The following is a 12,258-nucleotide window of genomic DNA, read 5'->3' as shown; positions in this document are numbered from 1 at the left end:
GAGGTGTACGTATCCGTGGCCTCGCGCGTCAACCTCGCATCGGCAAACATTACGGGGAGGGAAATGGCGGCAACCGCCAGACTGGTGCTCGACGCGAAGAACATCGTCGGCGAAAGCCTGATATGGGTCGCCGACCACGCGGCGTTCTTCTGGGTCGATATAGGCGGCAAGTCGATCTCGATGTTCCGGCCGTGCGACGGCCATTTCGAGACCTGGCCCACGCCGGATTTCCCGACGTCGATCGGCTGCCGCAAGGATGGCGGCTTCATCGTCGGGCTGACGCGCGACGTCTGCCTCTGGGAGCCCGGCGACATCTTCGAGCCGGTCGCAACACCCGAGCCGGAATTTCCGGGCAACCGCCTGAACGAGGGAGTCGTCGCGCCGGACGGCTCGTTCTGGGTCGGCACCATGGACAACAATCTCGATGCCGACGGCTCGCCCAAGGAACAAAGCGCGAAATCGGGCGCCTACTATCGGATCGATCCGGATTTTTCGGTCCATCGCCTGACACCGAACGAATACGGCATCACAAACACGATGGGATGGCTGCCGGGCGGACGGTTCGTGACCGCCGACACCACCGCCAATACGCTCTACCAGTTCGACATCGGCGCGGATGGCGGGCTGTCGAATCGCCGTGTCTTCGTCGAAGGGTTCGAGCGGGGCCTTCCGGATGGCTCCTGCGTGGATGCCGAAGGTTTTCTCTGGAACTGCCGTGTCGTCGGCGGCGCGTGCGTCGCCCGTTTCTCGCCCTCCGGCGCAATCGACCGGGTGGTGGAACTGCCCTGTTCCTGGCCGACAAGCTGCGCCTTCGGTGGTTCCGATCTGACGACTCTCTATGTCACTTCGGCGCGCTTCACGATGAGCGAAGGACATCTCGTCGCAAATCCCCAGGAGGGCGGGCTCTTCGCCGTGGATGCGGGGGCACGCGGCCTGTTGCCCAACCTCTTCGGCTGAGTGCGACGAACTGCCGGGATGGCACGGCGGAAAACCGTGACAAATCCGCGTTTCCGCGGCGATGAAGGGTCGCGCCGGCACGATCTTGACGCTATAGAGGCCGGTGATTTTGGCGTGCCCCGATCCGGCACGCGCTGTTCGGGAAGATTTCATGGCTAATGTGGTGGTCGTCGGCTCGCAGTGGGGCGACGAGGGCAAGGGCAAGATCGTCGACTGGCTGTCGGAGCGCGCCGACGTGGTGGTGCGCTTCCAGGGAGGTCACAATGCCGGCCATACGCTGGTGGTGGACGGCAAGGTCTACAAGCTTTCGCTGCTGCCGTCCGGCGTCGTGCGCGAGGGCAAGCTTTCCATCATCGGCAACGGCGTCGTCTTCGATCCGCACGCCTTCGTCGCGGAAGTCGAGAAACTCAAGGGGCAGGGCGTCGATGTTTCGCCCGCCCGCCTGAAAATTGCCGAAAACACGGCGCTTATCCTGTCGGTGCATCGGGAACTCGATGGTTTTCGCGAGGACGCGGCGTCGAACTCGGGAACGAAGATCGGAACGACCCGGCGTGGCATCGGGCCAGCCTATGAAGACAAGATCGGCCGCCGCGCTGTCCGGGTCATGGATTTGGCGGATTTGGAAACGCTCCCCCTCAAGGTAGACAGGCTGCTCACCCATCACAATGCCTTGCGCAAGGGGCTCGGCCATCCGGAAGTCGCGCATGCCGCGTTGATGGACGAGCTCACCTCGGTGGCGGGCAACATCCTCCCCTATATGGACCGCGTCTGGAAAATCCTGGACGACGCGCGCCGCGCCGGCGATCGCATCCTGTTCGAGGGCGCGCAGGGCACGCTGCTCGACATCGACCACGGCACCTATCCTTTCGTGACGTCGTCGAACACGGTGGCGGGGCAGGCGGCCTCCGGTTCCGGTCTGGGTCCGAACGCCATCAACTATGTGCTCGGCATCACCAAGGCTTATACGACGCGGGTGGGCGAGGGACCGTTTCCGACTGAGCAGGACAACGAGATCGGCGAGTTCCTCGGCACGCGCGGCCATGAATTCGGCACAGTTACCGGGCGTAAGCGGCGGTGCGGCTGGTTCGACGCGGTGCTGGTGCGCCAGGCCGTCGCCGTCAACGGCATCAAGGGCATCGCGCTGACGAAGCTCGACGTGCTCGACGGGCTGGACGAGATCAAGGTCTGCACGGCCTATCGGCTGGACGGCGAACTGATTGACTATCTGCCGGCAAGCCAGGGCGCGCAGGCGCGGGTGGAGCCGGTTTACGAAACGCTGGAAGGTTGGAAGGGCACGACCGGCGGGGCGCGCAGCTGGAACGACCTGCCGGCACAGGCGGTCAAGTATGTGCGCCATATCGAGGAACTGATCGGGGCTCCGGTGGCGCTCTTGTCCACAAGCCCCGAGCGGGACGACACGATACTTGTGACGGACCCGTTTCAAGATTAATTTTTGTGCCCCGTCGAGCGCCGCGAAAAAGCGCTCCGGGGGAGGACAGGTCAGGAACGAATGGCTGATTTCGTCGCTGTTTTGAGGAAGACGCTGGATGGTCTCGGCGAGACCACTCCGGAGATTCGCACGAAAGTCTATGACAAGGCTCGTGCGACGGTCGCCGCCAAGCTCGCCGCGCTCAATCCGCCGCCGCCGCCGGCCGTCGCGGAACGGCAGAAGAAGGTGCTCGAGGACGCGATCGTCACGATCGAATCGGAATATGCGCCGGCAAAGCCCGCCTTCGAGGACCCGCTGGAGGAACTGGAGAACGTCTTCGCTGCGCTGAAGGAAGCGAAGCCGCTGGCGCCGACGAAGCCGACCGCGACCGCCGCGCCTGCGGCGAAGCCGTCGCTCGCCACGCCGACCTTGAAGCCGGCGGCGCAGCCCGCTCCCGTCACGGCCAGTGTGGAAGCGCCCAAATCGGTGCCCATGCCGAAGGCCGTCACCCCGCAGCCATTGCCTTCGTCAGAGCCGGACGACGAGATTGAAGCTGCTCCGGTCGAGGAGCGTCCGTTCCAGGACAATATCGACTATGACGAGCCGGAGCCGCGGCGCCGCAGCTATGGCGGCGTCATCGCGGCGGTCATCGCGCTCGCGGTGATTGGCGGCGGTGGATACGGCATCTGGCTCAACAAGGACGAGTTCACCCAGATGCTCGGGTTGAGCCAGTCCGGTCCCCTGCCGACAACGCCGGCCAGCCAGCCTGCGGAGACGCCGGCGGGCGAAACGCAGCAGCCGGCCGATGTCGCCGCTGCGCCGGCCAGCGATGCGGCGACGCCGGCTGGACAGGAGCAACCGGCAGGCCCGCCGAAATTCACGCAGCGGCTGAATGCCGACGGTACGGAAGTCGATGCCGGCCCGGCGGGCGGCGAGCAGACTTTTGGCGAAGGGACATCCGTCGCCTCGCTGACGACGCCGGTCGCCTCCGATCAGCCGCCGACCTTGCCGCCGTCCGGGGGCTCTTCCGATCAGGTCGCGCCTGCCGACGCGACGCCTCCAGCCGATGCTGCGACTGCTCCGGCAGACGCTACGCCACCCGTGGATGCCGCTTCCGCACCTGCCGCAGACCCCGCCGCTGCGCCGCCCGAAGCAAGCGCGCCCGATCCCGCTGCGCCGGCAGATCCGGCTGCGACGCCGGACCCTGCCGCGCCCGCAAATGTCGTTCCGCCGGCCCAGCCTGCCGCAGCGCCTGCGGGGCAACAGCAGGTGGCGGTCGGCCAGCGCGCCATCTTCTACGAGGAGCGCACGAGTTCCGCGCAAGGCTCGGCCGAGCCCGGCACCATCGTCTGGACGGAAGTGCAGGAGTCGCCGGGCGGCGACCTGCCGCCCGAGCCGGCCATCCGCGCCGAGGCGACGATACCCGGCAAGGATATCCAGCTTCGCATGACGATCCGGCGCAACGGGGACAAGACCCTGCCTGCCAGCCACATCATCGAAATGATCTTCCTGACGCCGGAAGGCTTCGACGGCGGCGGCATCGACAACGTGCTGCGCATCGCGCTCAAGGGTTCGGAACAGGACGCCGGCAGCCCCTTGCTCGGCATTCCCGCAAAGATCGCGGACGGCTTTTTCCTGATCGCGCTCAACGACAGCAAGAACGAGATCGAGACGAACCTCAACCTGCTGCGGCGGCAGAACTGGATCGATATTCCGATCGTCTACAAGAGCGGGCGTCGCGCGCTTTTCACGATGGAAAAGGGCGTGCCGGGCGAGAAGGTCTTCGACGAGACGATCAAGGCCTGGCAGCCGAACACCGCCGGCTGAGGCGCGTTCAGCGCGGTTCCGGTCGGTCTTCCACCGGCGCAGGCAGCAGAATCACGAGCTTGTAGCCGGCATGTCCGGCCGGATGGAACGTGTGCTGGATAAAACGCAGCACGCCGCCGTCACGGTCGCGAAAACTGCGCAGTCCGCCCTCGCGATGCTGGACGTCCTGCGCGTGCCAGGCCTTCGCGAACAGCGGACTTCCGGCGAGAAGATCGTCGACGAGCGCCCGCATCCGCATATCTCTGAAATTGTGGGCGAAATCGGCGCGAAACTCGGCGAGCAGGCGGCGCGCACGCTCCTCCCATTCAGGGATCAACGTCGGCGCGGCGTGGTCGAGGAAGACGAAACGGAGCAGATTCCGCTTACCGGCCCTGTCGCTTCCGCCGTCAAGCCAGCCGCGAAACAGCGCCCCGGCAGGCGTGTTCCAGCAGCAGGCGTTCCAGAATGGATCGAGCCCGTAGGCCGGGCAGTCCAGCAGCCCGACTGCCGTCCGCAGCGAAACCAAAGCGTCCGGACCGTCGGCGTCACCGGCGTCGGGATCGATCCGGCCGGCCAGCTCGAACATGTAGCTTCGTTCGGCCGGCGACAGCGCCAGCGCGACGGCCAGCCGTTTCAGCGTCTCCGGAGAGGCGCGAACCTCGCGGCCCTGCTCTATCCATGTGCACCACGTGGCGCTGATGCCGGCGCGTGCCGCCAGTTCCTCGCGACGCAGACCCGGCGTGCGCCGCCTGCCTCCCGGCTCAGGCGGCGGCAGGCGTTCGCGGTGAGCGCGAACAAATTCGCCGAGGAGTCGGCGTTGGTCATGCTCGATCATGATAGTTTTTATACCGGAATAAGATTTTCGATTGTAACAGGATACGCTTGTGGCATCCGTATCCGCAACCGAGGAGACAAAATGACCCAGGCTCACAAGGAACTCGTCGAGGCTCAGTTCGGCCCGCGCGCCGCCGCCTATGTCGAGAGCGCCGTGCATGCGCAGGGCGAGGATCTCGCGGCGCTCGAGGCGGTCGTCGCGGCGATCCGGCCGGAACGCGCGCTCGACCTCGGCGCCGGTGGCGGCCACGTCTCCTACCTGATGGCCCGCCATGCCGGTTCGGTGACGGCGGCGGACCTGTCGCCGGAAATGCTTGCGGCTGTCAGGGAAACGGCGCGGGCCAAAGGACTCGGCAACATCGGGACCGTCGAGGCGGCGGTGGAAAAACTGCCCTTTGCCGATGGCGTCTACGACTTCGTGGCCAGCCGCTACTCGGCGCATCACTGGCACGATTTCGAGGGCGGGCTGCGTGAAGCGCGCCGCGTGGCGCGACACGGCGCGACGGCTGTCTTCATGGACGTCTTCGCGTCCGAGACGCCGCTGCTCGACACGCATCTGCAGGCGGTGGAACTCCTGCGCGACATGTCGCATGTCCGCGACCATTCGCTGTCGGAATGGCTGCGTGCGGCGGGCAGGGCGGGTTTCGTGACGGAAGGCCACCAGACCTGGCGGGTGCGCATGGATTTTCCCGTCTGGATCGCGCGCATGCAGACGCCGGAGACCAATGTGCGGGCAATCCGCGCACTGCAGCAGGGCGCTTCGGAGGAAGTGCGGCGTCACTTCGCCATCGAGGCCGACGGCTCTTTCATGCTCGACGTGATGATGATCCGCGCCCGCGCGACATAAGCCCGGCGTGTATGTCGGCTCGAAAACAAAACCGCCGCCCGAAGGGGCGGCGGTTGTTGTTCTAGGGAACGTTCCGCGCTTACTGGGGGCGGGCCTCAATGGTGCGCAGCGCGCTGGCCTGCCGCTTGGCGGCTGCCTTCACCGCGTCCTGCACCTTCTCGAAGGCGCGCACCTCGATCTGACGTACACGTTCGCGGCTGATGTCGAACTCGCTGGAGAGTTCTTCCAGCGTCAGCGGCTCTTCCGCGAGACGGCGCGCCTCGAAGATGCGGCGCTCGCGATCGTTCAGCACGGACATGGCGCCCGCCAGCATTGTGCGGCGGTTCTCCAGTTCGTCCTGCTCGATCAGCATCTCTTCCTGGTTGTCGTGTTCATCGACAAGCCAGTCCTGCCACTCGCCGGATTCGCCTTCCGTCGCGCGGATCGGAGCGTTCAGTGACGCATCGCCCGAAAGGCGACGGTTCATCGAAACGACCTCTTCCTCGCTGACGTTCAGCCGCGTCGCGATCTCGGCAATCTGGTCCGGCCTGAGATCGCCGTCGTCAAGAGCCTGGATCTTGCCCTTCACCTTGCGCAGGTTGAAAAACAGCCGCTTCTGGTTAGCGGTCGTTCCCATCTTCACCAGGCTCCAGGAGCGCAGGATGTATTCCTGGATCGAGGCCTTGATCCACCACATGGCATAGGTCGCCAGGCGGAAGCCGCGCTCCGGTTCGAACTTTTTCACGGCCTGCATCAGGCCGACATTGCCTTCCGAAATCACCTCGCCGATCGGCAGGCCATAGCCGCGATAACCCATCGCGATCTTCGCGACGAGACGCAGGTGGCTGGTGACCAGCTTGTGCGCTGCGCCGGTATCGGCATGCTCCGCATACCGCTTGGCGAGCATGTACTCTTCCTGCGGCTGAAGCATTGGAAATCTGCGGATTTCTTCCAGGTAGCGGGACAGGCCGCCTTCACCGGAAACGATGCTGGGTAGTGTCTGGGCCATTCAAGCACCCTCCTCTCTTCAGTCGTGCCCCCTGAATGAGGCGGGCACATGCCGCTTGCACCCCAATGGTGGCTGCAATGCAGCGACAACCGGCTTATATAGGAACAAAACGAGAAAACCAAGCAAATTGTTCAAGCCAGAACAGATTGTCACGGCGAAGTGATGGGCGCCAGTCAAACTACTTGATGCTTCGATCAAGTTTCCGAAAGGCGTCTACAAGCGTCGCCATGTCTTCCGGCAGCGGCGTCTCGAAGCGCATCAATTCGCCGGTCGCCGGATGGCGGAACACCAGCAGCTTCGCGTGGAGCGCCTGTCGCGGAAAGGCTTTCACCATTCCTCCGAGCGGTTCCGGCAGCTTGTTGGCCTTGGTCCGGAATGCCGCGCCATAATCGGGATCGCCAATCACCGGGTGGCCGATGTGGGCCATGTGCACCCTGATCTGGTGCGTCCGGCCCGTCTCAAGCCGGCATTCGACGAGCGAAGCGGCCGCGTTTTCCCGTGCGCCACCAAACCGCTCCTCGACAATATAGTGCGTCACCGCATGCCTTGCATCCGCCTGCGTCTCCTTCACGACGGCGCGCAGCGTGCGGTCCCGGGCGGCGCGTCCGATCGGCGCCTCGACAGAGCCCGCATCGCGGGTCGGCGCGCCCCAGACGAGGGCGGCATAGGCGCGTTCGAGATCGCCCTCACGGCCATGATCGGCAAAGGCCTCCGCAAGCCTGCGATGCGCTGTGTCGGTCTTGGCGACGATCATCACGCCGCTCGTGTCCTTGTCGAGGCGATGGACGATGCCGGGGCGTCTCACGCCGCCGATACCGGACAGACTGTCGCCGCAATGGTGGATCAGCGCGTTGACCAGCGTGCCGGTCCAGTTTCCCGCGCCGGGATGGACGACAAGCCCCGCCGGCTTGTCGATGACGATCAGATGATCGTCCTCGTAGAGAACCGACAGCGGTATGTCTTCGCCCACGGGTTCGGCAGGCTCGGGCTCGGGCAGATCCACTTCGACGATATCGCCCGCCAGCATCTTCCGCTTCGGCTCGGATACGACGGCGTCTCCCACCCGCACCGCGCCTTGCCGGATCAGCTGCTGCACGCGGCTGCGCGAAAAGTCGGCTCCCAATGCGGCCGCCAGCCATTGGTCGAGCCGCTGGCCTTTCGCCTCGCCGCCGGCGACCACTTTCAATGCCGGCCCGGCTTCGCTATCAGGGTCGTCCATCATCCGTTCGAGAACCTATGAGCAGGACAGGGCCGTTGACCGACGAAAACGAGGAAAAGCCGCTCGATCCCGCCGTCGAGCGCGTCCGGCGCAGGCTCTTGCGCTTCGTCGTCATCAATCTTGGCCTGCTGTTCACGGCCGTTATCATCGTCATCGCCGCCGTTGTCTATAGATCGGCAACGAAGGATGCGCCGCCAGTCGCGACCGACATCGCCGTCCCGGACGGAGAAATGATCGACGCGCAGATTCCGGTTCCGGCCGGGTCGCGCCTTGTTTCGCAGTCGCTTTCGGGCAATCGCGTCTCGCTCGATCTCGAAACGGCGAACGGCGAACGTATCATCCTCGTGTACGATATCGGACAGCGCCGGGTGATCGCCCGTCTCGCCCTGGCATCGCAATGATCCGTATCGCCATTCTCGCTGCCCGCTGCGTCCCGTCGCTCGCAGGAAGGCAATCGGCAGATTGAGAGTTGCAATTTCCGATCCGGCGGACTAAGTGACGTCATCGGCTGCGCCCATCGTCTAGCGGTCAGGACGGCGCCCTCTCACGGCGCAAACAGGGGTTCGATTCCCCTTGGGCGTACCAGTTTTCCTGATGTTTCAAATAGTTGGAAGTCGGTTGGCCCAAGGCGCTCGCCGCATGGTTCGCCATGTCCTGTTTCCGGCGGCAGGCGTGATCCGGCATCCTCCACATCCCCTCTTTCGATTCCCGAATGCAACGGATCGTGACGCTGATCGTTGGCGTGGAAACGAGGAACCGCGCCATGCCCCGTCAACGGAAAATCGATACGGATGACCTTCCCCTTCCGGTGGGCGTCGACTGGGACGCGATGGCGGGAGATGAGATAGAAACGCCGGCGGACGAGATTCTGGCGGACGAACTGTCGGAGGAGCCGAAAGCTGACGACGCGCCGGAAGAGGATGACGATAATCCCTTTCAGGAGAGCGACGAGGCGCTGCCCGACGATGCGGAGGAGCGGGCGATCAGGCGCCGCAACATCCGCGAGGCTGGTGATCCCGTATAGTGTGTCATGCGGGACAGGAACGGAGGCCGGGTGATGGACCCGAAAGAGCCGCCGCTGGAAAATCCGGACGATCTTGTGACGCCGCCCGCGCCGGATTCACCCCCGGACGTCCATGATCCGGAGCCGGTCATCGAACCTGACGACGTTCCCGTGCCGCATCCTGACGACATGCCGAAGCCGACGCGGCAGATCTGAGGCATACGAGGATCGTTTCTCCGCGTTTTGACGTGGCGGCACGATATCCGCGAGTATCACGGCGACGACCACTTGTCCGGACTGGCCGAGCTACGCACCATCCCGCGCAACTGACGTCATGACGCAGCGACAAAAGAGCATCTGGCGCTGCTGCCAGTCTCTGCGCTACGGACGAAAGCGGAGTGGCTCAGTGAAGAAATCCCGCCGAACGCAGAACATAACGATCGCGCTTGTCGCGAGCGTGATGCTTTTTCTGCAAGGCGTCGTCACGGCGTGGTCGGCCGGCATCATGTCGCTGGGTCCCATGCTGGATGCGTTTGGCAATCCGCTCTGCATTACGAGCACCGAACACTCTCCGCCTTCGGAAAACCACTCTTCGCTTCCTGATTGCTGCACGATGGGATGCGCCAGCGCTTCCCCGCTCGTGGCCCTGCCGGCCAGTGACGGCCATGGCGCGATCCCCTTCTTCGTAACGGTTTTCGAACCTGGAGTTTCCGAAGGGCCCGCTGTCTCCGGTCTGGCGCATCATCAGGGACAGCCCCGGGCGCCGCCGCTGAAATCCTGAGAACCGCGCATACCGATCCGATTCGTCGTCCGTGAAACGGATGCGCGCGTCGCGGTTCCGGGGGCGTCCGCCCCGATTGCCGGTATGCGCCAGCATCAGAGAAATCAGCCATGTGCCGGCCGCAGCGCCGGACGACAATCACGGTATCATGATATGAAAAAGCTTCTTCTTGTGGCGGCTATCGCCAGCATGTCCTCTTCCGCCTTCGCTCACGTGTCGCTGGAAAAAACCGAGGCGCCGGTGGCGTCGACATACAAGGCGATATTCCGCGTTCCGCATGGTTGCGAGGGTACGCCTACCAATGTCATCCGCGTTCAGATCCCGGAAGGCGTCATTTCCGTCAAACCGCAACCGAAGGCCGGTTGGAAACTGGAAAAGGTCAGAGGCAAATACGCAAAGACGTATGATTATTATGGAACGCCGACGAGCGAAGGCGTGAAGGAAGTCGTCTGGAGCGGCGGCAGTCTCGGTGACGATGAGTATGACGAGTTCGTCTTGCGCGGCTACGTCACGGGAGACCTGAAGGTCGGGGAAACCCTCTATTTCCCGGTCGTGCAAGAATGCCCGGAGGGAAAGGCCGAGCGCTGGATTGAAATCCCCGCGGCTGGTCAATCGGGCGACGATCTTGAACTACCGGCGCCGGGGGTGAAGCTGCTGGAACAGGCCGGCGGCCATTGACATCGCGCTGCGGCGCATGTTGCAGGCGTTGCCGTCCCACTCTTCGGAGAGGCCGATATGGTGCAGGCGTTCCAGATGAGCCTTGCCCGCGTTGTCAGGCTGCTGTCGTCCGCGATGCTTGTCCTGTTTTGGCATGTCGCGACGGCATGCGCGCACGCGTCGCTTACGGTAGCCGAGCCCGCGGATGGATCGGTGGTCGAACATGCGCCGAGCCGGTATTTGCTGACGTTCAGCGAACCGGTTTCGCCGCTGGCGCTGAAGCTGGTGAAGCCCGATGGCGGGTCGATTGCGCTGGATCTGTACCAGCTCAGAGACCGCACGGTCGAGATCGAGGCGCCCTCATCCCTATCGCGCGGCACGCATGTGTTGAGCTGGCGAGTCGTGTCCGAAGATGGTCATCCCATCGGAGGCTCGGTGGTGTTTTCGATCGGCGAAGCCAGCGTCCAGGCGCCGGCGGTCGAAGACCAGATCGATTGGACGGTCAGAGGCGGACTCTGGCTTTCGAAGCTCGCTCTTTATGTCGGGCTGTTCACGGGCGTCGGCGGCGTTTTCGCCAAAGCCGTCCTTATGCCCCGCATGGCGAGCGGCCGCCGGTTCGTGGGCGCTGCGTTGGTGATCGGTGCGGGAGGGGCGATCCTTTCAGGAGGCTTCCAGGGACTGGACGCGCTCGCGGCGCCCGCCCAGAACTTCCTTGACCCGATCGTCTGGTCCGCCGGGCTGACCACGACCTATGGCTGGACGATACTCGTGTCGCTGGCGGCCATTGCCCTTGCGGCATCCGGTCTGGCGCTGCCTCGACGCTTCGATGTTGCAGCCGCTGTCGTCGCGCTGCTCATGGTCGGCATGGCGCTTTCGCTAAGCGGCCATGCCAGCGCGGCGGCGCCCCAATGGCTTATGCGGCCGGCTGTCTTTCTGCATGCGGTGACGTTGGCGGTGTGGATTGGAGCGCTTGTTCCGCTGGGCTTGGCCCTGAGACGGAACGGGGAAGATTCAAAGGCCGCGTTGCGGCGCTTCTCCCGCGCCATTCCCGTCTTTGTGGGAATGCTGGTGGCTACGGGCTTTGCGCTGGCTGTTGTTCAGGTGCAGCGGCCGGCAGCCCTTTTCTATACGGCCTACGGACAGGTATTGTTTGTCAAACTCATGCTTCTCGTCGGCCTCTTTCTGCTGGCCGGCGTCAACCGGTGGTCGTTGACGGAATCCGTCCAGTCGGGAGACGAATCCGCGACACGCAGGCTGGTGCGTTCAATCGCCGTGGAGACGGTCGTTGCGATCGCGATTTTCGGGACGGCGGCCGTCTGGCGGTTCACGCCTCCGCCGCGGGTGCTTGCGGCCCAGGCGGTAGAGCCGGTCACGGTCGAACTGCAGTCCGACAAGGCAGCGGTGGTTCTCTGGGTAGGCCCGGCGCGAGCCGGGCCGGTCAACGTTGTGGCGAATGTGCTCGCGGCGGATTACGGCGCCATCGAACCCAGGCAGGTATCGATCACTTTCTCGAAGCCGGATGCCGGCATCGAACCTTTCAAACGTCCGCTCTCACGGGGAGAAGGCATGGCGGACTGGCATGCCGATGGCGTCGCGATTCCGCTCGCCGGCCTGTGGCAGGTTCGTGTCGACGTGCTCATCAGCGATTTCGACATCGCGAGGCTCCACGGTGAAATCCGGATCAGGCCCTGACACCGCCGGAGCGCAGCCGAAGGGGGTGGGCGAACCGGACCGGTG

At 64.4% G+C, this 12,258-nt stretch carries 13 protein-coding genes and 1 tRNA gene; 11 read left to right on the top strand and 3 right to left on the bottom strand.

Features of this window, described 5'->3' with window-relative positions:
* Positions 1-63: 63 nt before the first annotated feature.
* The 3 genes from M9955_02230 (at position 64) to M9955_02220 (ending at position 4,213) form a co-directional block, all read left to right on the top strand.
* Positions 64-957 (top strand): SMP-30/gluconolactonase/LRE family protein, encoded by an 894-nt coding sequence (locus tag M9955_02230; protein ID MCO5080457.1) that lies wholly within the window; start codon positions 64-66, stop codon positions 955-957.
* A 151-nt stretch (positions 958-1,108) separates the two neighbouring features.
* Positions 1,109-2,407: an adenylosuccinate synthase gene (locus tag M9955_02225; protein ID MCO5080456.1), complete on the top strand. Its 1,299-nt coding sequence runs from the start codon at positions 1,109-1,111 to the stop codon at positions 2,405-2,407.
* 60 nt (positions 2,408-2,467) lie between these two features.
* Positions 2,468-4,213: a hypothetical protein gene (locus M9955_02220; protein ID MCO5080455.1), complete on the top strand. Its 1,746-nt coding sequence runs from the start codon at positions 2,468-2,470 to the stop codon at positions 4,211-4,213.
* Between the two features lie 7 nt (positions 4,214-4,220).
* Here the strand turns inward: M9955_02220 and M9955_02215 are convergent, their stop codons facing one another.
* Entirely contained in the window at positions 4,221-5,027 is an 807-nt protein-coding gene (locus M9955_02215; protein ID MCO5080454.1) for a helix-turn-helix transcriptional regulator, read from the bottom strand.
* Between the two features lie 81 nt (positions 5,028-5,108).
* Here M9955_02215 and M9955_02210 point away from each other — a divergent pair, with 81 nt between their 5' ends.
* Positions 5,109-5,873, top strand: a complete 765-nt coding sequence (locus tag M9955_02210; GenBank protein ID MCO5080453.1) for a class I SAM-dependent methyltransferase — start codon at positions 5,109-5,111, stop codon at positions 5,871-5,873.
* A 79-nt stretch (positions 5,874-5,952) separates the two neighbouring features.
* Here the strand turns inward: M9955_02210 and rpoH are convergent, their stop codons facing one another.
* Complete coding sequence (rpoH, locus tag M9955_02205) at positions 5,953-6,861, bottom strand: RNA polymerase sigma factor RpoH (GenBank protein ID MCO5080452.1); 909 nt, start codon at positions 6,859-6,861, stop codon at positions 5,953-5,955.
* Positions 6,862-7,039: 178 nt separating this feature from the next.
* Complete coding sequence (locus tag M9955_02200) at positions 7,040-8,083, bottom strand: RluA family pseudouridine synthase (GenBank protein ID MCO5080451.1); 1,044 nt, start codon at positions 8,081-8,083, stop codon at positions 7,040-7,042.
* A gap of 14 nt (positions 8,084-8,097) precedes the next feature.
* Between M9955_02200 and M9955_02195 the strand changes: the two genes are divergently transcribed.
* The 7 genes from M9955_02195 to M9955_02165 all read left to right on the top strand — a co-directional run bounded on the left by M9955_02195 (position 8,098) and on the right by M9955_02165 (position 12,213).
* Positions 8,098-8,481 (top strand): fimbrial protein, encoded by a 384-nt coding sequence (locus M9955_02195; protein ID MCO5080450.1) that lies wholly within the window; start codon positions 8,098-8,100, stop codon positions 8,479-8,481.
* Between the two features lie 109 nt (positions 8,482-8,590).
* A tRNA-Glu gene (locus tag M9955_02190) sits at positions 8,591-8,665 on the top strand.
* Positions 8,666-8,843: 178 nt separating this feature from the next.
* Positions 8,844-9,104: a hypothetical protein gene (locus tag M9955_02185; GenBank protein ID MCO5080449.1), complete on the top strand. Its 261-nt coding sequence runs from the start codon at positions 8,844-8,846 to the stop codon at positions 9,102-9,104.
* Between the two features lie 33 nt (positions 9,105-9,137).
* On the top strand, positions 9,138-9,299 hold the full coding sequence (locus tag M9955_02180; protein ID MCO5080448.1) for a hypothetical protein: 162 nt from the start codon (positions 9,138-9,140) through the stop codon (positions 9,297-9,299).
* A gap of 190 nt (positions 9,300-9,489) precedes the next feature.
* Positions 9,490-9,864: a hypothetical protein gene (locus tag M9955_02175; GenBank protein ID MCO5080447.1), complete on the top strand. Its 375-nt coding sequence runs from the start codon at positions 9,490-9,492 to the stop codon at positions 9,862-9,864.
* 153 nt (positions 9,865-10,017) lie between these two features.
* Entirely contained in the window at positions 10,018-10,542 is a 525-nt protein-coding gene (locus tag M9955_02170) for a YcnI family protein (GenBank protein ID MCO5080446.1), read from the top strand.
* Positions 10,543-10,599: 57 nt separating this feature from the next.
* On the top strand, positions 10,600-12,213 hold the full coding sequence (locus M9955_02165; protein MCO5080445.1) for a copper resistance CopC/CopD family protein: 1,614 nt from the start codon (positions 10,600-10,602) through the stop codon (positions 12,211-12,213).
* Positions 12,214-12,258: the final 45 nt, after the last annotated feature.

Source organism: Rhizobiaceae bacterium (assembly GCA_023953845.1).
Taxonomy (GTDB): domain Bacteria; phylum Pseudomonadota; class Alphaproteobacteria; order Rhizobiales; family Rhizobiaceae; genus Arvimicrobium.
The sequence above is the reverse complement of the archived record's forward strand: the minus strand, read 5'-3'. Positions and strand labels throughout refer to the sequence as shown.